Origin of the sequence: Streptomyces sp. NBC_01166 (assembly GCF_045039765.1) — a bacterium.
GTDB lineage: Bacteria > Actinomycetota > Actinomycetes > Streptomycetales > Streptomycetaceae > Streptomyces.
In genome coordinates this window covers 938,608-957,364 of sequence record NZ_CP108613.1, presented here as the reverse complement: position 1 = coordinate 957,364, position 18,757 = coordinate 938,608, and the positions used below count along the sequence as shown (strand labels likewise).

General features: G+C 72.7%; 17 protein-coding genes. 7 read left to right on the top strand and 10 right to left on the bottom strand.

Going from position 1 to position 18,757, the window contains the following annotated elements; genetic code table 11:
- Positions 1-30: 30 nt before the first annotated feature.
- The 4 genes from OG379_RS04620 to OG379_RS04605 all read right to left on the bottom strand — a co-directional run bounded on the left by OG379_RS04620 (position 31) and on the right by OG379_RS04605 (position 3,895).
- The gene (locus OG379_RS04620) at positions 31-810 is read right to left on the bottom strand and encodes an ABC transporter ATP-binding protein (RefSeq protein ID WP_405659563.1); all 780 of its coding nucleotides are present in this window, start codon (positions 808-810) and stop codon (positions 31-33) included.
- Positions 807-1,637 (bottom strand): ABC transporter permease, encoded by an 831-nt coding sequence (locus tag OG379_RS04615; RefSeq protein WP_405659561.1) that lies wholly within the window; start codon positions 1,635-1,637, stop codon positions 807-809. Before OG379_RS04615 ends, OG379_RS04620 begins: the two co-directional genes overlap by 4 nt.
- Positions 1,634-2,848, bottom strand: coding sequence for an ROK family protein (locus OG379_RS04610; protein ID WP_405659558.1), 1,215 nt, complete (start codon positions 2,846-2,848; stop codon positions 1,634-1,636). The genes OG379_RS04615 and OG379_RS04610 overlap by 4 nt, the downstream gene beginning before the upstream one ends.
- 66 nt (positions 2,849-2,914) lie before the next feature.
- The gene (locus OG379_RS04605) at positions 2,915-3,895 is read right to left on the bottom strand and encodes a formylglycine-generating enzyme family protein (protein ID WP_405659556.1); all 981 of its coding nucleotides are present in this window, start codon (positions 3,893-3,895) and stop codon (positions 2,915-2,917) included.
- A gap of 258 nt (positions 3,896-4,153) precedes the next feature.
- Here OG379_RS04605 and OG379_RS04600 point away from each other — a divergent pair, with 258 nt between their 5' ends.
- The 5 genes from OG379_RS04600 to OG379_RS04580 all read left to right on the top strand — a co-directional run bounded on the left by OG379_RS04600 (position 4,154) and on the right by OG379_RS04580 (position 11,792).
- Positions 4,154-4,870: a hypothetical protein gene (locus OG379_RS04600; protein ID WP_405659554.1), complete on the top strand. Its 717-nt coding sequence runs from the start codon at positions 4,154-4,156 to the stop codon at positions 4,868-4,870.
- A 118-nt stretch (positions 4,871-4,988) separates the two neighbouring features.
- Positions 4,989-5,678: a class F sortase gene (locus OG379_RS04595; RefSeq protein ID WP_405659552.1), complete on the top strand. Its 690-nt coding sequence runs from the start codon at positions 4,989-4,991 to the stop codon at positions 5,676-5,678.
- A gap of 95 nt (positions 5,679-5,773) precedes the next feature.
- Positions 5,774-6,811 carry an MDR family NADP-dependent oxidoreductase gene (locus tag OG379_RS04590; protein ID WP_405659550.1) on the top strand — a complete coding sequence of 346 codons (1,038 nt, stop codon included), beginning with the start codon at positions 5,774-5,776 and terminating at the stop codon, positions 6,809-6,811.
- A 36-nt stretch (positions 6,812-6,847) separates the two neighbouring features.
- Positions 6,848-7,222 (top strand): MerR family transcriptional regulator, encoded by a 375-nt coding sequence (locus tag OG379_RS04585; protein WP_405659547.1) that lies wholly within the window; start codon positions 6,848-6,850, stop codon positions 7,220-7,222.
- A gap of 115 nt (positions 7,223-7,337) precedes the next feature.
- Positions 7,338-11,792, top strand: a complete 4,455-nt coding sequence (locus OG379_RS04580; RefSeq protein WP_405659545.1) for a HEAT repeat domain-containing protein — start codon at positions 7,338-7,340, stop codon at positions 11,790-11,792.
- Positions 11,793-11,796: 4 nt separating this feature from the next.
- Here the strand turns inward: OG379_RS04580 and OG379_RS04575 are convergent, their stop codons facing one another.
- Together OG379_RS04575 and OG379_RS04570 are read right to left on the bottom strand one after the other, a co-directional pair.
- Entirely contained in the window at positions 11,797-12,351 is a 555-nt protein-coding gene (locus tag OG379_RS04575) for a DNA polymerase ligase N-terminal domain-containing protein (RefSeq protein WP_405659542.1), read from the bottom strand.
- Between the two features lie 138 nt (positions 12,352-12,489).
- Positions 12,490-13,014, bottom strand: coding sequence for a DUF4232 domain-containing protein (locus OG379_RS04570; RefSeq protein ID WP_405659540.1), 525 nt, complete (start codon positions 13,012-13,014; stop codon positions 12,490-12,492).
- A gap of 193 nt (positions 13,015-13,207) precedes the next feature.
- Here OG379_RS04570 and OG379_RS04565 point away from each other — a divergent pair, with 193 nt between their 5' ends.
- Both OG379_RS04565 and OG379_RS04560 read left to right on the top strand, forming a co-directional pair.
- Entirely contained in the window at positions 13,208-14,125 is a 918-nt protein-coding gene (locus OG379_RS04565; protein WP_405659538.1) for a family 16 glycosylhydrolase, read from the top strand.
- Between the two features lie 54 nt (positions 14,126-14,179).
- Complete coding sequence (locus OG379_RS04560) at positions 14,180-15,172, top strand: aldo/keto reductase (protein WP_393756570.1); 993 nt, start codon at positions 14,180-14,182, stop codon at positions 15,170-15,172.
- A gap of 9 nt (positions 15,173-15,181) precedes the next feature.
- Here the strand turns inward: OG379_RS04560 and OG379_RS04555 are convergent, their stop codons facing one another.
- The 4 genes from OG379_RS04555 to OG379_RS04540 all read right to left on the bottom strand — a co-directional run bounded on the left by OG379_RS04555 (position 15,182) and on the right by OG379_RS04540 (position 18,626).
- Positions 15,182-16,363 (bottom strand): serine/threonine-protein kinase, encoded by a 1,182-nt coding sequence (locus OG379_RS04555; protein ID WP_405659535.1) that lies wholly within the window; start codon positions 16,361-16,363, stop codon positions 15,182-15,184.
- Between the two features lie 241 nt (positions 16,364-16,604).
- Positions 16,605-17,294: an HAD family hydrolase gene (locus tag OG379_RS04550; RefSeq protein WP_405659532.1), complete on the bottom strand. Its 690-nt coding sequence runs from the start codon at positions 17,292-17,294 to the stop codon at positions 16,605-16,607.
- A gap of 24 nt (positions 17,295-17,318) precedes the next feature.
- Entirely contained in the window at positions 17,319-17,798 is a 480-nt protein-coding gene (locus OG379_RS04545; protein ID WP_362927609.1) for an Lrp/AsnC family transcriptional regulator, read from the bottom strand.
- 60 nt (positions 17,799-17,858) lie between these two features.
- Positions 17,859-18,626 carry an SDR family NAD(P)-dependent oxidoreductase gene (locus tag OG379_RS04540; RefSeq protein ID WP_405659529.1) on the bottom strand — a complete coding sequence of 256 codons (768 nt, stop codon included), beginning with the start codon at positions 18,624-18,626 and terminating at the stop codon, positions 17,859-17,861.
- Positions 18,627-18,757: the final 131 nt, after the last annotated feature.

Genomic DNA, 18,757 nt, shown 5'->3' with positions numbered 1-18,757 from the left:
ACGGGAGTTCGGGTGAGCGGCTGGGAGGTCTCAGGCGGCCGGGGCGGCCGGGGACTGGTGGTAGACGGAGGTCCACACGGCATTGCGGATCCGGGCGAACTCGGGGGAGAGCCGGATGGCTTCGGTACGCGGATACGGCAGGTCCACATCGATGACCGACTGGATCCGTCCCGGCCGCGCGGCCATCACGACGACGCGACGCGCGAGGTACACGGCCTCGTCCACGTCGTGCGTGACGAACAGGACGGTGCGCTTGTCACGGCTCCAGGTGTCCAGGAGCTGGTCCTGCAGCTGGACCCGGGTCAGGGCGTCCAGGGCTCCGAAGGGTTCGTCCATCAGCAGCACCTGCGGATCGACGGCGTAGGCACGGGCGATCGCGCAGCGCTGCTTCATCCCGCCCGACAGCGTCTTGGGAAGCGCGTCGGCGAAGTCGGTGAGACCGACCAGCTCGATGGCGCGCTCCGCCCGCCGCTTCCGCTCGGCGGCCGGCACGGACGCCAGCTTCAGCCCGAACTCGACGTTGCCGCGCACGGTCAGCCAGGGGAAGAGCGCGTACTGCTGGAAGATCACCCCACGGTCCGGTCCGGGACCGCCGACGGGCCGCCCGTCGACGAGGACCTCGCCCGAGGTCGGGACGGCGAGGCCGGCGGCCAGATTGAGCAGGGTGCTCTTGCCGCACCCGGACGGGCCGACGACGGTGACGAACTCCTCGTCACCGATGTCCAGCGACACCTCGTCCAGGGCGGTGAAGGTGGTCTTCTTCAGCGGAAAGGTCCGTGAGACGTTCCGGAAGGAGATCTTGGCGTTCATCGGGTCTCCTGCCAACGGGTGAGGCGACGTTCGGCCAGCAGCAGCAACCGGTCCATCAGAAGGCCGAGCAGACCGATGGTGATCAGACCGACGAAGATGGTGGGGAGGTCGTAGTAGAGCTGGGCGTTCTGCATCCGGTAGCCGAGCCCCTCCTGGGCGGCGATCAACTCCGCCGCGACGAGGGTTCCCCAGGCGGAGCCCAGGCCGATCCGCATCCCGACGAGGATGAACGGAGCGGAGGCGGGGACGACCACCTTCAGGAAGATGGTCCCGTCCCGGGCGCCCAGCACCCGGGCGGCGTCGATGAGCGTCCTGTCGACCCCCACGACGCCCTGGAAGGCCGCCACGACGCTCGACAGGAACGCCGCCAGGAAGATGACGAACACCTTGGGCACCTCGCCGATGCCCAGGAGCACGATGGCCAGCGGGATCATGGCCAGCGGCGGCACGGTGCGGAAGAACTGGACGTACGGCTCCAGCAGCCCGCGGGCCACCGGATACCAGCCCATCAGGAAGCCCACCGGCACGGCCAGCAGGGTGCCCAGCGCGAAACCGCTCAGGACCCGGCGCAGGCTCGCCAGCGAGTCGTCGGCCAGCGTGCCGTCAGCGATCAGCTCCCCCGCCCTGCCCGCCACGGCGGCGGGCCCCGGGAGCGCCTGCACCCCGAGCGACGCCAGCCAGGCCCACAGGCCGATGCCCGCCGCCAGGGCGATCAGGTTCAGTACGACCGCGGGGGCCCGGAGGCGCTTCCGCCGGCGCTCGCGGGCGGGTACCGCGTCCTCGAGTACGGGTCCGGCCTGCTTCAGGGGTGTCTCCGTGGAACTCATGTGGCGTCCTCGGGAAGGTCGTCGGCGCCCGGCCCCGGGTAGCGGGCGAGCAGAGGGGATTCATGGAGGGCGAGGGCGACCCCGCCGAGCGCGCCGCCCGCCTCGCCGAGCCCGGCGGGCAGCAGCGTCACGCGCCCACGGGCCAGCGGCATGACATGCGCGTCGAGTGCCTCCTGCACGGGTGCGAGCAGCGCCTCGCCGGCCCGGGCCAGCTCACCGCCCAGCACGATCACACCCGGACCGACCGCGTTGACGACCCCCGCGAGCACCGTGCCGGTCCTGGCCCCCGCCGCCCGTAGCACCTCGTGTGCCGCCCGGTCGCCGTTCTCGACCGCTCGCAGCAGGGTCGGTACGTCGTCCGCGCGTCCGCCCAGGGCGCGGAAGGAGGCGAGTACGGGCCCGATCGACGCGATCGTCTCCAGGCACCCCGTGCCCCCGCACTCGCACGGTCGGCCTTCGGGATCGGCGGTGATGTGGCCGAGCTCGCCCGCCAGTCCGTCCACACCCCGGTGGAGCGAACCGTTCACCACGAGGCCGCCGCCCACTCCGTGGGACAGACGCAGATACAGCACGTCCTGGCTTGCCGCCGCAGCCCCCCAGGTGGACTCCGCGAGGGCCGCGAGCCGGGTGTTGTTGTCCAGCAGGACCGGGGCCCCGAACCGCTTGCCCAGCAGCCCGGCCAGATTCGCCAGCGGTTCCTCGGGTGCGCCCGCGGCCGTCCGCACCGGGCCCACGACACCGACCCCGACCGCACCGGTCGTGCCGAGGGCGGCCAGCCGCAGGGTGCCGCCCGCCAGCGAGGCGACCAGCCGCTCGGCCAGTTCCACCCGCCGCTCCCAGGAGAGCCCGGGAGGATGGGCCCGGCTCGCCGACCCGATGACTTCGTGCGCCACGTTGGCGGCGGCCACATGAACGGCGCGCCGGGCGAAATCGATGCCGACGGCCTGGCCGGCCGCGGGATTGAGCGTGAGGTGCTCGACCGGACGGCCGCGCCGGCGCGGACCCGGTTCCGCGGCGGCCGCCACGACGGCACCGCTCGCGACCAGGGTCCCGACTATGTCGTACAGCGTGGTACGCGACAGCCCGGCCTGGCGTCCGAGCTCGGCTCGGCTCTGTGGTCCGTGACGGCGCAGCAGACCGAGTACGCGTTCCTCGTGCCCGCGCCTCAGCCGCGAGAGAGGTCCACCGTGTGAGTGCATGGCGCCCAGCATGATGACCGCGCGATTTTTTAGTCAATGACCCGGAAAAATATTCATGTTGCCGCAATGACGGCGGGATCAGGCCGGGCGCACACAGCGGAAGCCGAGGTTCCCCGTCGTGCTGTCCGGCGTGTTGCGGGTGCGCGCCGCCACCCGGTAGCGGTTGCAGTACGAGCGGTGGCACAGGTAGGAGCCGCCCCGGATCACCTTGGCGTCACCCGCGCCCGGCCCGCGCGGGTCGCTCCGGCGGGCCGCCTGACGGTCGGTGCTCCACCAGTCCTGGCACCACTCCCAGACGTTCCCCGCCATGTTGTACAGGCCGTATCCGTTGGGCTGGTAGGCATCGACCGGTGCGGTGCCCGCGTAGCCGTCCTCGGCGGTGTTCTTCGTGGGGAAGTGCCCCTGCCAGACGTTGCAGCGGTGCTCCCCGTCGGGGGTCAGCTCGTCGCCCCACGGGAAGCGTGCCTGCACCAGGCCGCCCCGCGCCGCGTACTCCCACTCGGCTTCCGTCGGCAGCCGGGCCTCCGCCCAACGGCAGTACGCGCGCGCGTCGTTCCACGAGACATGCACGACGGGATGGTCCGCGCGGTCCTCGATCCCGCTGCCGGGACCTTCGGGCCTGTCCCACCGGACTCCCTCCACCCCGCACCACCACGGGGCGCCGTCCGGACGGCCGGCGCCGCGACGGAGCGCGGCCGGCAGGAACCCGGCGAAGACGTACGACCAGCCGAAACGCTCGGCCTCCGTGACGTGACCGGTGGCCGAGACGAACTCCGCGAACCGCTCGTTGCTGACCGCGTGGGCATCGATGCGGAAGGCGGACACCCGCACCTCGCGGACCGGGCCCTCACCGTCCGCCCGGAACCCGTCGGGGTCCTCGGTCCCCATGAGGAACGGTCCTCCCGTGAGCAGCACCGTCCCGTCGGCGACATCCTTCGCCGCTGATACCGCGGGAGCGGCCCGGTCCTGCCCGGGGCGGACGGAGGGGGCGGTCCCGGACGGGCCGTCAGGCCCTTTACGGCTGGGTGAGCAGCAGCCGGCAGGTGCTATGTCGTTCATGCCGTGATCCTACGAGCACCCCGTGAGCCCCCTACACCGATGATCGTCGCCGCCCAAACCTCCTCCCGGCGTGGCGTGCCGTCCAACGGGTGACATCTGGCTTCCTGTCACACGATGAGCCCACTCCTTCCCTCGAATGCGGCCTTCCCGAGTGGTGCGCCTCCGGATTTCAGCTGACGGTGGATCACGTCGCACCCGTGATCCGATGAGCCGACAACCAGCCGGCCAGCGCGGGGGTGGCGAAAGGACTGTGTATCCATGCGCTCTGCCCGCACCCTGTTCGCATCGGCCGCCGTCACGGCGGTCCTCGCGGTCTCCGTTCCCGCCGCATACGCCGTGACCTCGGCGGACGACTGGGACAAGGACAGCGGTTCCTCCGCCAGCAGCAACGACGACCGTGAGAAGCCGGACTCGTGGAAGCACGACAAGCCCGAGGGCGGCGTCCACACCGGTGGCGGTGCGCTGGCCCTCGTGTCGGCCGACGACTGGGAGAAGGACAAGGACAAGGAGTCCGGTTCCGGCAGCAACGACGACCGTGAGAAGCCGGACTCGTGGAAGCACGAGAAGCCGGAAGGCGGCGTACACGCCGGTGGCGGTGCGCTCGCCGGTCTGTCGGCCGACGACTGGGAGAAGGACAAGGACAAGGAGTCCGGTTCCGGCAGCAACGACGACCGTGAGAAGCCGGACTCGTGGAAGCAGGACAAGCCCGAGGGCGGCGTACACGCCGGTGGCGGTGCGCTCGCCGGTCTGTCGGCCGACGACTGGGAGAAGGACAAGGACAAGGAGTCCGGCTCCGGCGACAGCGAGCAGACCTGGAAGCACGAGAAGCCCGAGGGCGGCGTCCACACCGGCGGTGGAGCGATGGCGCTCTCCGGCAGCGGCCTGGCCGCCGGTTCGGTGCTGATGCTCGGTGGCCTGGGTGCCGCCGCGTACAAGCTGCGCCGCCGCAACGCCACGGGTGCGGCGGCCGCCTGACCGGCGCATCGCACCGCTGATCGAATCTGTCGTGGCCGCCGCCCTCTCCGGGGCGGTGGCCGCGCCGATTTCCCCGTACAGTCGCCCGCCCCTCCCAAACGCGAAAGGCAGCATGCGCATGGCCGCCCCGCAGCCGTCAGAACCAGCCCCCGCCTCCCCTGCCCTCGGCCGTTCCCTGCTGTGGCCCGTCGCGGCGGTGGGGCTGGGCTTCCTCCTCGTCTACAACTCCTTCGACGCGTCGGCCGGAGTCCCGCCTGCCCCCGCCGTGGTGTCCCTGCCCGCGGCCTCGGCGCCCGCCTCGCCCGCACCCTCGGCATCCGCGTCCTCCGCCCGCCTCGGGCTGCCCCGGTCCGAGCCCGAACGGATCTCGATCAAGTCGATCGCCGTCGACGCCCCCTTCACGCCCCTGTCGATCGGCCCCTCCGGGCAACTGGACGCGCCGCCCGCGAACGACGCGAATCTCGCGGGCTGGTTCAAGGACGGTGCCACCCCTGGTGAGCGCGGCACCTCGGTGGTCGCCGGGCACGTCGACACCAAGACCGGTCCCGCCGTGTTCCTGCTGCTCAGCACGCTCAAGGCGGGCAACACCGTGGACATCACCCGCCGGGACGGCTCCGTCGCCACGTTCAAGATCGACACGGTCGAGACCTTCAGCAAGGAGGACTTCCCGGACGACCGCGTGTACGCCGACAACGGCACCGCCCAGCTGCGGCTGATCACCTGCGGTGGTGTCTACGACAAGAAGAAGAAGGACTACGAGGACAACGTGGTGGTGTTCGCCCACCTCGCCTCCACCACGAACTCCTGAGGCGGTCCGGCCATTGCCCCTGACGCACGGGTGAGGGTTTAGCGTCTGCGTGCTCCGGCCGACCGGCCCGGAGCACGCAGACGAGGAGTCCGCCCATGACCGCACGCCCGACCCTGCCGCGTACCTCCCGGGAGGTACGGCTCGCGGCCGTCCCCGACGGGCTGCCGCGCCCCGAGCACTTCCGTGTCGTGGAGCAGCCGCTTCCCCGGCCGGGGGAGGGGGAGGTGCTGGTGCGCAACACGTACTTCCAGGTCTTCCCCGCCCTGCGCACCCTCATCGGCGGCGGGGTGGAGGGCGCGCCCTTCGCCGGTCTGAATCCTGGGGACGCGCTGTTCGGCCCGGCCGTCGGTGAGGTCGCGGCGCGGCGCGGACCCGCCGGACCGCCGGTGGGGGCGACGGTCTCGCACTTCCAGGGCTGGCGGGAGTACGCGGTGGTCCCCGCTGCCGAGTGCGAGCTCCTCGACGGCGGTGGGCTCCCCGATCCGGCGGCTCATCTGTCCCAGGGCTCCCTGGCGTACACGGCGCTCACCCGGATCGCGGAACTCCAGCCGGGGGAGACCGTGTTCGTGTCGGGCGGTGCCGGGGGCATCGGCTCCATGGCGGGCCAGATCGCCCGGTTGCTCGGGGCCGGACGTGTCATCGGGTCCACGGGTTCTCCGGCCAAGGCCCGGAGGATGACGGACGCTCTCGGATACGACGCGGTCGTGGCGAGAAGCCCGGAGGAATCCCTGTCGGCCCGGCTGGCCGGAGCGGCTCCCGAGGGCATTGATGTCTTTGTCGACATGGTCGGGGGTGAGCAGCTGCGGGCGGCCGTACGGGCCGCACGGCCCGGCGCCCGTTTCGTCCTGGTCGGCACGCTGGCGGGCCAGCTGTCCGGAGACGGGGGCGGCACCACGGCGCCGGTCGAGATCGACACCTTCCAGCTGGTCGTCAAGCGGATCACGATGCGCGGGATCACCGGGCTGGACCATCCCGAGGCCCAGGGCGAATGGACCCGGAAGTTCGGCGAGTGGCTGCGCTCGGGCGAGATCACCTTTCCGCACGTACGGATCGCGGGCATCCACAACGCCCCTTCCGCGTTGCACGAGTTGATGGCCGGACAGCATCTCGGCACAGTGGTGGTCGAGCTGTAGCACCGGGACGGCACAGCAGCAGGTGGGGGTGGGGAGATGCGGATCGGTGACGCGGCGGCGGCTGCCGGGACCACACCGAGAGCGCTCCGGTTCTACGAGGAGCGGGGGCTGCTGCCCCCTCCGGCGCGCAGCACCACGGGGCAGCGGCAGTACAGCGCACGCGATGTCGCCCGGGTCGGGTTCATCCGGGAGCTGCTGGCCCTGGGTCTCACAGTGGAGGACCTGAGCCACTGCGCGGACCGTCTCGACCTGCTGATGGACGATCCGCCGCAGTGCTGCGGCGGATCGGGTGACGGGGACGCGGAGAGCCCGGGGGTCGCCGCGCGGAGACTGGCCGTCCTCGACGCGGAGATCGCCCGCCTCACCCGGCTGCGCGAGCAACTGGCGTCCCGGGTCGGGGCGGTCCGCTGACAGCACCGGTATCCACTGGCTGAGCCGTCCCGTACGCACCTAATATCCCCGGGTGACCACGAGCCCCGCGGACGCGCGGATACAGCAGCGACACACGGGACGTCCGGGGCGTGACATGGCGGTTGACCTCTGCCCGGTCTCCGAGCTCGGCCGGCTCGTCGGACACACGGACCGTCGTACGAGGCATCTGGGGCTGGCCCTCCTCGCCGAGCGGGCGGCCGGGCCCCACCTGCCGGCCGGTGAAGCGGCCGAGCTGGCGGCACTGCTGCCGCCGGACGTCCCTGAGTCGCCCGACGAGTCGCTCCTCCTGGCAGGGCTCCACGGCCGTCTCGGGATCCACCTCCCGCGCGGGCTGCCCGCCTGGCGTACGGTCCCGCTGCCGGAACGGGTACGGATCGCCTGGCTGCGTGCCGAACTCCTCACCGACCCCTCCGGGCTGCGGGACGAGCCGGCCGGGGAAGCACTCCACCAGGCCGTTCGCTCCATCGACGCCCGGGACGCCCACCGGCCGGACCGGCTCGTGGCGGAGGTCCTGGGCACCCGTGACCCCACCTTGCGTGCGGAGGCGGTCCGGCTGATCCGGCAGGGCCTGCACGCCGGTCTGCTGGCCCCCGGCCTCGCCAGGGACCATCTGGCCGGGCTGCTCGGTGCGGGCCAGGACGACACGGCCGTCGCGGCCGCCGCCCTGGAGGAACTGGCCGAGCCCTGGGCGGCGTCGGACCCCCTTCCCGCCGCCTTCTTCGCCCCGTACTTCGACCCCGCCCGGCCGGTCGCGGTCGCGGCCCCCGCGCTCACCGCCGCGGCCCGGCACGGGCACGGGTCGCTGCTGCCGCGTACGGCGGCGGACCCCGCCGTACCTCCGGCGGTACGCCGACTGGCCATGGAACTCCTCGGTGATCTGGCGGGACGCGGCGACATCGGCACGCTCCTGGACATCGCGGCCCAGGACCCGCTGCTGCTCGGCGGACCCGCGATGAGCTGTCTGCAAGGGCTCCACAGGCGCGGGCACTTCCCCGACGCGTCGCAGGCACCGGCCGTCGTCGGCCTGGCGCTGGCCGATCATTCGATCGATCCCCGCACGGTCGCGACGATCCTCTACACCTGCCGCCGGACGGTCCTGGACCTGCTCGTCGACGCCCCTGCGGACGACCCGGGCGCGCCGCACAGGCTCGACCTGCTCGTCGCCCTGGCCGGGCAGGGGACGGGAGACCTCCCGATCGGGGCCGCGGTCACCCGGCTGCTCCCCTCCGCACGCGTACCCGCGCCGTTCCTCGGCGCGATCCGCGCACTCCGTCATGAGGACGCCGAGGAGGCCGTCCTCGCGCTGCTGCCCGAAGTCCCGGCCGCCGCCCTCGACTCGCTCGAAGCCATCGGCGGAGACCGCACCGTCGCGGTGCTGACCGAGGCGCTCGGCCCGGACCCCGACGGCCGTGGGACCGCGCCCTTCCTCCGCCCCGTACGCCACCGGGCACTCGAGCTCCTGTGGCAGCTGAACACCGATCCGGACCTCCGGCGCCACCTGCTCGCCCGTGTCGATCCCACCGCGCCGCCACCGGCCGTCGCGGCCGACCTCGGAGCCCCCGACGAGCGCGAACTGGCCCTGCTGACCGGGGGTCCGGAGCCGGCCGATCCGGTGGCGGCCCTCCGCGCGCTCGCGGCCCGCGGGAGCGCCGCCACCCTGCCCGCCCTCACCGGCCTGCTGCTGAGGGTCGTGAGCGGACTGGCGGCCTCGTGGGAGACGGTGGAGACGGACCCGCACCCGGAACCGGCCCCCGCCGGGGAGCCCGTCGTCCCCCAGGAGATCGTGGACGCCGTACGCGGTCTGGGCGGCCGCCTGCACGAGCGGCGCAGGATCAGGCCGTCCTGCCTGCTCGGTGCCCGGGACGCCCGGGAGGCCGGCGACGCGCTGATGGCCGGGATCGTCCTGGACCTGCTGGACAGGCCGGACCTGTCCGCCCGTCAGCAGTCCGTCCTCCTCGAAGTCCTGCGGCGCGCACCGTCCGCGGAGACCCGCCCCCGCGTGCACCGGCTGCTCCGCCACCGCGATCCGCATGTGCGCAAGCAGGTGATCGCCCTCCTGGCCGCGGGCGCGGGCGGCGAGGACGCGCAGGCCCTGTCGGCGACGCTGATCGCCCTGACCCGGGCCGAGGACATCCAGACCGTACGGCAGTCGCTGCTGGCCCTCGGCCACGCGGAGGCGCACTGGGCCTGCCCGGCGATCACCGCACTCCTGGACCACCCCAACATGAACATCAGGAAGACCGCCGCGTCGGCCCTCGCGCGCGCCGGGACACCGGCCGCCGTGCCCGGCCTCCTGCGCGCACTCGGCCGCAACGACAACCCGGGGCTGCGCGCCGGACTGGTCGCCGCGCTGCGCGCGGTGCTGGGTGACGCCTGCACGGCCACGGTCCTCGCCGCCGCGGCACGCACCGGCGCCCCCCGCGAGCGCACGCTGCTGCTGGGGGCCCTCACCGGCGCCCTCACCGCCCGCACGGTCGTCGCCCTGGCCGACCAGGGCTCCCCGCTCGTGCCGGACCTGCTCGCCGCGGTGGCCGACGGCCGTATCCGCCTCGGTGCGGGGAGCGCCGCCGACCTCGCGGAGCTGTCGGCCGCCCACGGGAACGCACCGTCCGGCCGTCGGCCGGCCGACGAGGCCGAGTCCTGGGCCACCCGGCTCGTCGACCACGGCTGGAGCGCGCCGGTCGCCCTGCGCCTCGCGGACAGCCCGGACGCTCTGCGGCCACGGCGCCTGAGGGAGCTGCGGCCGATGCTGGCGGAGTGGCTGTGCCTGGCCCGGTCCGTACCGGAAGGCGCCCGCGACCGGGTCCTCGGCCTCGTCCTGCGGATGTGCCCCGCACCCTGGCCGTCCGACGAACTGGAGAAGATGGCGGACTCCGTCCAGGTGCTGACGGACGGCCTCTCGGGCGAGCGGGAACACCGGCCCGGACTCCTCGCCGTACTCCAGGCCGTGGCTCCCCGGCTGCCCTGGCCGGAGCGCATGGCACTCGCCGATGCCGTACGCGCCATGACGCCCCCTCAGCACGTGCCGGCGCTGCGGCTGCTCCGTGCCTGCGATGCCGTGCCCGTCGGAGGCGACCTGGACCGGGCCCTCGCCGCCGCGCGCCTCGACGACGACGTACAGAAGGCCGAGAACGCCGTACTGCATGAGGCGTTCGGAGTGCCGGAGCCGCCCACGCCCGGCAAGGAGGCGGAAGCGTGGCGGTCCGCGCTGCGCCAGGCCCTCCGCACCCGTCGCGCCCTGGAGGAGTTCCGGCGCCGCGCCCCGTACCCGCCGGACTCCAGGCAGCGCCTCGGCGCCCTTGTCGACGCGTACCCCGATGCCGTCGACGACGGGGTACGCGCCCTTCTGGTCGACTGGATGACGGACCTTCAACCTCTCGGAACGCCCCCGTGGACGCTCTCCGAGACGGCAGGCCCGGCTTCGGAAGTCGTACGCGACGCCCCCGGCCGGCCGCGTTCCGCCGAGCGGCGCACCCGGCTGATGGAAACGCTGGAAGCGCCGGACCCCGGCCGCAGATCCGGCGCGGCCCGGCAGCTCCTGGACTGGCCGGAGCCGGAGACGGCACGCGCGGTCCTCGACGCGTACCTCCGAGGACGTGTCGACCTGCCGCCCGGAGACCGCCTGGCGCGCGCACTGGCCACCGTCGCTCCCGCAGAGCTGGGCGGTGGAGGGATCATGCCCGCCAGGGTGGTCCGCCTCGCCCCGCACCTGGACCCCTGGGACCTCGTGCCTCTGATCCCGCTGCTGCTCGGATGGTGGGAGCACGGCCCCTCCGGTCTCCGGACGGAAGCCGCCCAGGCCCTGCGGACGGCACCCGCGGAAATCCTGGCGGACCACCTCCTGCCCCGGATCGAGGCGGGATCCTGGGGGTTCCTGGACCTGCTTGCGGGGCGGCCGCTGCTGGGCTCCCCGGACAGGACGAGGATCCGGGAGCGGCTGCGTGCCGAGGGGCGGGACGACCTGGCCGAGAGGTTCCTCCTGGACGAGGGGCCGGGTTCCGGCCTCCGTACGGCGGCTCCCGCCGGAGCGGTCCACCGGCCCGGGCGCGCCGAACTGCTGCGTCTGGCCCGGACCGGGGGACCGGAGCAGATACGCAGGGCCCTCTCCCGCCTCGCCGAGGAGCACACCGGCCGCGCCCCGGACCCGGACCCCGCCCTGAAGGAGGTCATCGGTGCGCTGCTGACCCATCCCCGGCCCAAGGTCAGGCTGCACGCCCACCGGATCTCGCGCACCATGCTGGACCGGCCGGCCCACCTGCTCCACACGGCCGTCCTGCTGGACGACCCGCAGCCGGACATCAGGCGCATGGCCATCAGGACGCTCTGTCACGCCGCCTGGGAACCCGCCGTTCCCGCGCTGGTCGCCCTGCTCGGCCACACGCATCAGGGTGTCCGAGGAGAGGCCGCCGAAGGACTGCTGCTGATGGGCGGAGCCGCCGTCCCCGCTCTGCGGCACGCCGTCGGCCAGGCCCGTCCCGACAAGCGCTCCCGCTACACAGACGTCCTGGACCGGCTCACCGGGTCCGGTGACGCGCCGCCCCTCCGGTGAGTGCTCAGCGGGCGCCCTCCCGCTCGGCCACGGCGACCTGGTGCAGCGTCCGGCCGGTGCGGGCCGAGCGTGCGTGGTACGGGTCGGGGGTGCCCGCCCGGTCGTGGACGGCCTGCCGGTCGTTCGCCTTGATCAGCAGCCAGGCCTCCGGCCCCCGGGTCCCTTCCTCGTCGTCGATGCGGAAGCGGGTGAGCGCGAACTCCCCGTGCAGCTTGGCGCCCTCGAGCCGGAACGTGGCGTGCCCGCGCTCCAGGGACTCGGCGAACGGGACGGGGTCACCCGCGAGGTCATGGCTGGTCGGGGTGTAGGTGCCCTGGTCCCAGACGATCACGGTGCCGCTGCCCTGCTCGTCCTGCGGAATGACGCCCTCGAACTCTCGGTACTCCAAGGGGTGGTCGTCCGTCGGCACGGCCAGCCGTTTGTCGCTGGGGTTGTCCGACGGGCCGCGCGGCACGGCCCAGGACTTCAGGACGCCGCCGACCTCGAGACGGAAATCGAAATGCATGCGCCGGGCGTCGTGGATCTGCACCACGAAACGCCGTGTGCTCTCGGTATCCACGTCTGATCCTTCCGCCGGGATGCGGTCGGACGATGTGCGCCTGCCCGGCCGAGGCCGGGCAGGCCCCGCACAGTCCATGTCTCCACTGTGCGGCCGTCGACCGCACGCCGCACGACGGCAGCCGCGCGGAGAGTCCGGTCAGTCGGTGTACCGCTCGAGGGTCGCGTCGGCCGCCGCGCTCGAGCGGTGCCACCACGTGGTCACCGGCTCCCACACCCGGATCCCGTCCGGCGCCCCCAGCGAGGCGGAGTCGAAGGTCCGCCCGCGGTGCGCGGGGTCACCGGCGACCGTCAGCCGGTCCACCACCCGCAGCTCCGTGGCCGCCGGGTCCAGGGTGCGCACCGCGGCGTAGCCGGATCCGCCCGCCGGCAGACGGTACGGACCGCTCGCGCCCTCGGGCACCGGCAGGGCCGGGCCGTCCAGGTCGCCGAAGACGACCGTGGGGATGCGGTCGACGACGCAGGCCTGGCGGCCCCGGTTGGTGACGCTGATGCGCAGCGTCTCGGGCTGGTCGGAGGCTGCGGCGGCGACCTTCAGGCTGCCCTCCCGACAGGTGGGGACAGCGGGTGTGGCGGAGGAGGCCGTCGCGGCGCCGGCCGGAGCCAGCAGGGCGACGGCCAGGGCGAGGGTGGCGGGAACGGTGACTTCGGTACGGATGCGCATGAGTTGTCCGTTCCCCGCCGCGTCGAGTTCTACCCGTACCCGCCCGGTCCGGACCAGATCCTTGACGGGCCTCGGACCACTCCCTTAAATCAAGTGTTGAAAGATGCCGCCGGGGCGAGCGTGCGAAGCGTTCACCTCTCGGCGTCTACCTGTCATGCGCATGACTGTCATCCCCCCACCCCGAAAAGAAGTGATGACCGTGCATTCTCCCCACCACGCCGTGCGCCGCCTCCCGAAGAGGCGCCGTACGACGCTGTACGCCGCACTCTCCCTGCTCTGCTGCTCCATGGTCATGACCGCGCTTCCCGCCGGAGCCTCGGCCGCACCCGCCCCCCACACGGCTGCGTCCTCCACGAACTCCCGGACGGCGGCCGTGGCCTTCGCCGACGAGTTCGACGGCCCCGCGGGCTCGGCCGTCGACGGCGGCAAGTGGCTGACGGAGACCGGCGACAACGTCAACAACCACGAGCGGCAGTACTACACCTCGGGCAACAGCAACGCCGCCCTCGACGGCCAGGGCAACCTGGTCATCACCGCGCGCAAGGAGAACCCCGGCAACTACCAGTGCTGGTACGGGACCTGTGAGTACACCTCGTCCCGGCTCAACACCTCGGGCAAGTTCACCGCGACGTACGGACACGTCGAGAGCAGGATGAAGATCCCGCGCGGACAGGGCATCTGGCCGGCCTTCTGGATGCTCGGCGCCGACATCGGCAGCGTCGGCTGGCCCAACAGCGGTGAGATCGACATCATGGAGAACGTCGGCTTCGAACCCGGCACCGTCCACGGCACGCTGCACGGCCCCGGCTACTCCGGCAGCGGCGGGATAGGCGCCGGCTACACCCTGCCGGGCGGAGCCGCCTTCGCCGACGACTTCCACACCTTCGCCGTGGACTGGGCCCCCGACTCCATCACCTGGTCCGTCGACGGAACCGTCTACCAGCGCCGGACACCCGCGGACCTCAACGGCAACGCCTGGGTGTTCGACAAGCCGTTCTTCCTCATCCTCAACCTCGCCGTGGGCGGTTACTGGCCCGGCGACCCCGACGGCAGCACGAGCTTCCCGCAGCAGCTCGTCGTCGACTACGTCCGCGTGACCACAGCCGACTGAGCGCGCACGCGGACCGGCGCCGGCCACCGCCGCCGGTCCGCTTGCGGACGTAGCATGATCCGTATGGAGCAGCGCACACTCGGCAGGACCGGCCGTGACGTATCGGTCGTAGGACAGGGCACCTGGCAGCTGGGCGGGGACTGGGGCGAGGTGCGGGAGGCCGACGCCTTCGGCGTCCTCGACGCCGCCGTCGAGTCGGGAGTCACCTTCTTCGACACCGCCGACGTCTACGGCGACGGCCGCAGCGAACAGCTCATCGGCCGCTATCTGAAGGAACGCCCGGACGCGGACGTCTTCGTCGCCACCAAGATGGGCAGGCGAGCCGAACAGCTTCCGGAGAACTACGTCCTGGACAACTTCCGTACCTGGAACGACCGCTCGCGCGCCAACCTCGGCGTCGACACCCTCGATCTCGTACAACTGCACTGCCCGCCCACGGCGGTCTACTCCTCCGACGCCGTGTACGACGCCCTCGACACGCTCGTCTCCGAGCAGCGGATCGCCGCGTACGCGGTGAGCGTGGAGACATGCGCCGAGGCGCTCACGGCCATCGCCAGGCCCGGAGTCGCGAGCGTCCAGATCATCCTCAACCCCTTCCGCCTGAAGCCCCTCGACGAGGTCCTCCCGGCCGCGGCGGAGGCCGGGGTCGGCATCATCGCGCGCGTTCCGCTCGCCTCCGGGCTGCTGTCCGGCAAGTACACCGCCGACACGGTCTTCGCTCCCGAGGACCACCGCACGTACAACCGGCACGGCGAGGCGTTCGACCAGGGCGAGACGTTCTCCGGCGTCGACTACGCGACGGGCGTGGCCGCCGCCGCGGAGTTCGCCGGATTCGCTCCCGAAGGCGCCACCCCGGCACAGACCGCACTGCGCTGGATCATCCAGCAGCCCGGTGTCACCAGCGTCATCCCCGGTGCACGGTCGGTCGAGCAGGCCCGGGCCAACGCGTCGGCCGCCGCTCTCCCGCCACTCCCGCAGAGCACCCTCGACGCGGTGCGCGACCTGTACGACCGCCGGATCCGCGCGGAGGTACACGCGCGCTGGTGAGCCGAAGGCTCAGTCGTCCTCGCCCTCGCCGTCCTGGGCCGGCTCCACCGCCGGTCCGGTCGGCGCGGGCGATTCGAGCCCCGCAGTCGGCGAGGAGCCGGGATCCGGGGTGTCCGCCGCCCCGGTGTCCGGCGCGAAGAGGATCGTGCCCAGATACACCGCCGCCAGGAAGGCGACCGTACCGGCCACTGCACTCGCCACACGCGGGCGGCGGCGGATGGCCTCACTCGTGCTGATCCGGCGCGTCGTGGCCGATCTGGCCGCGGATCTGGACGTCCGGGGCGCGGGAGCCGCCCGTCTGCGGCCGCCGGACTGCGGCAGCCGGTACGTCGACGGGCCCCCGGCGGCCTGGGCGCCCGGGGCCGGCGCGGGAGGGACATGCGTGGCGGGCCGCGGGGCGGCGGCCGCGTGGTGCGGCAGCGGCTCGGGCCGGCCACGCCAGGCATCCGTACGGAACCAGTCGGAGACCTGCTGCGCGCTCGGCCGGTCCTCGGGCTGCTTCGCCAGCAGGCCCAGGAGGTACGAGTCGAACGCGGGGGAGATGTCCACCCCCCGCTGCCTGACCGGCACCGGAGGCGTGTCCACGTGCTGGTAGAGCGTCGCGGTCGCCGTGTCCGAGCGGAACGGCGGCTGCCCGGCCAGCAGTTGATAGATGACGCAGCCCAGCGAGTACATGTCCGACGCGGAGTCCGCCGTACGGCCGAGGGCCCGCTCGGGAGCCAGATACAGGCTCGTACCGACGATGTGGCCGGCCGTGGTCAGCGCCGTCGAGGGGTCGTCGACGAACTGGGCGATGCCGAAGTCCCCGATCTTCACGGACCCGTCGGCGTCCAGCATCAGGTTGCCGGGCTTGATGTCCCGGTGGACGATGCCCTGCCGGTGAGCGGCGGCCAGACCGGCGGCGGCCTGGCCGGCGATATGGGCGACCTGCTCGGGATGGACGGTCTCCTGGGCCTCCAGCAGATCCCCGAGGCTCCTTCCCTCGACCAGCTCCATCACGAGATAGAAGCGGTCCTCCCATGAGCCGAAGTCGAACACGGCCACCAGGTGAGGGTGGCTCAGACGCGCGGCCGTCTGCGCCTCCAGGCGGAAGCGTGCGGTCGACGAGGCATCGGCCTGGTCACCCAGCAGCAGCTTCACCGCCACGGCCCGGCCCAGCACTTCGTCCGTGGCGCGCCACACCTCACCCATACCGCCACGGCCGATGGGGGATATCAGCCGGTACCGCCCAGCAACCAGCACCTGTGCACACCAATCTCGAATTATGGCCCTCTCCGACTGCCGCGGCGGCGACCTCATCGGGCTCATCGCCTCGGTACGGTGCGTCGGGGTGCGCGGCATGATCAGGATATCCGCCCCCGGGACCCCCGCTCGCCCGGCCGGAGCACGAGACGCCGGATCCGGCCAATCGGCGGGCCGGACCGGCTTGTTCTCACCCGGCGTGGAGCCAGTCCAGCACGGCCGCAGCGGTGAATTCCGCCTGCCCGCCCGGGAACAGCAACTCCGCCTTCCCGAACTCCGCGCCGTCAGCCGCCGCATGGAGGTCGGGGACGGCGACGCAGCGCATTCCCGCCGCGTGAGCCGCCCGGACTCCCGGGACGGCGTCCTCCAGGACCACGCATGAGCCGGGCGCCACACCGAGCCGCCGGGCCGCCTCCAGGAACACGTCGGGCTCCGGCTTGCCGTGCGCCACCTCCTCCGCGGACACGTACAGCGGGAGGTGCGCCTCCAGCCCCGTGACCGCGAGCGAGGCCGCGATCGCCGCCCTGGAGGACCCCGACGCCACCGCCATCGGCACCCCGTCCTCGTGCAGCCGCTCGACGAGGGCCCGCATCTCCGGGAAGGCTTCGGTCGAGGCGCCGGCGAGCTCCAGGTACAGGGCGTTCTTGCCGGCCAGGAGTTCGTCGACCGGCGCCTCGATCCCGTACTCCTCCCGCAGGACCGTGAGGGTCTCCCGGGTGCCGATCCCGATGAAGCGGGTGTGGTTCTCCCAGCTGAAGTCCCGCACGCCGTACCTGGCGAGCAGCCGGCGCCCCGCCTCGTAGTAGTTCGGCTCGCTGTCCACCAGGGTGCCGTCGAGGTCGAACAGTACGGGCGGGGCGGGGGAGGGCGCGGTCTTCATGGCCTCCAGCATGCCCGACGGTGATCAGCCCGGTCCCGCTGCCCGCCCCACCGACTCGACGAGCGGCAGGACCCGGTGTGCCACCCGCTCGCGCAGGGCCACGTCCGTCCGGGTCCTGACCACTCCGGGGAGCTGGATCAGCTGCTGGATCACGTCCTCCAGATGCCCGTTGTCGCGGGCCACGACGCGAGTCAGGAGGTCACCGCCCCCGGTCGTCGAGAACGCCTCGATGATCTCCGGGACGGCGGCGAGCGCGTCACCCACCTCGTCCAGATGCCCCTGCGTCACCTCCAGATGCACGAAGGCGAGTACCGGGTGGCCGAGGGCCGCGGGGGAGAGGGCGGGGCCCGTGCCCGTGATCACTCCGTCCCGCTCGAGACGGTCCATCCGGGCCTGCAGGGTCCCGCGTGCCACGCCGAGGATGCGCGCGTACTCGCGCACGCTGGTGCGCGGCTGCTCGATGAGCAGCCGGAGGATGCGGGTGTCGAGGGCGTCCACCGCCATGTCGGGCTGTGCTCCTCCTGGCTCGGTGATCGGTCGCCCGACTCTACCCAGGGCCAGGGTTCAGACCGCGGACCAGCCGTTGTCGACGGGGAGGATCGCCCCGTTGATGTTGCTCGCCGCGTCGGATGCCAGGAAGAGGATCGCCGCCGCCTGCTCCTCCGCCCGCGCGGGCGAACCGACGTTGCCCATGTAGGGGGCGAGAGCGGCCGGCCCGTGGGCGCCCCGGTCGGCATCGACCCGGATGTTGGTGATCGTGCCGCCGGGCGCGATGGCGTTGGAGCGGATGCCCCTGTCGCGGTACATGACGGCCAGGGACTTGGTCAGGCCCGCGATGCCGTGCTTGGACGCCGTGTACGCGGCACCCGCGGCGCTGCCCCTCAGGGAGGCCTCGGAGGCGGTGAAGACGACGGCGCCCTTCCCCGCGGCGAGCATGTGCGGCAACACGGCACGCGTGAGACGGAACGGGGCTGTGAGGTTGATGCCGATGACGCGCTCCCACTCGTCGTCACCGGTGTCGGCCGCCGCCGACATGCTGTCCATGATTCCGGCGTTGTTGACCAGGACGTCTATGCCGCCGAACTCCTCCGCCGCGGCCGCGGCCACCCGGTCGACGACGGCCTGGTCGCGGAGGTCCCCGATCACGGTGACCGCGGTCCCGCCGTCCAGTTCCACCTCCTCCGCGACGGTCCGGGCGGCCGCCTCGTCGACGTCGGCGATCACGATGCGGGCCCCCTCCTTCGCGAACAGCAGAGCGGTGGCACGGCCGATGCCCGAGCCGGCGCCGGTGACGATGACGCTGCGGCCCGGGCCGCTGGTGGTGGTGCTCACGTGATGCTCCTCGGGTTCGTCGGCAGGGGTCGGCACGCTACCTTTAATGGCGTGCGGTGCCAAAATGGCAGGCGGTGCCAGAAAAGATATCGCTACGATGGGCCCAGCTGTGAAGGAAGGTGGCCGAAAAC